Source organism: Bacillus salacetis (genome assembly GCF_003581585.1).
Lineage (GTDB): Bacteria > Bacillota > Bacilli > Bacillales > Bacillaceae_B > Rossellomorea > Rossellomorea salacetis.
Window position 1 is genome coordinate 1 of record NZ_QXIR01000107.1, and the last position, 278, is coordinate 278.

Genomic DNA, 278 nt, shown 5'->3' on the forward strand with positions numbered 1-278 from the left:
GCAGAAATGTAATACTTCTCACCCTTCCTGCTTGAAGTCATCCGCCTTCGTATAACGGGCCTTCCGCATTCTCCACAAAAGTATTGGTTAGAAAATGGACTGTGTCCACTAAAGTGTTGTCGATATTTTTTATCCGGGTCCCTCATCATCAAGCTTCGCCTTTTCATTTCTTGTTGAACAGCCTCAAAGGTTTCTTCGCTAATAATTGCTGGATGGGTGTTCTTCACATAATATTGTGGCTGAATATCATGGTTGCGAACGCGTTTATGAGTTAAAAA

The 278-nt window shown here is 41.4% G+C and carries 1 protein-coding gene; it reads right to left on the reverse strand.

The features are described from left to right. Positions 1 to 278, reverse strand: a 278-nt coding sequence (locus tag D3H55_RS25535; protein ID WP_205685528.1) for a recombinase family protein, incomplete at both ends; no start/stop codon positions are given.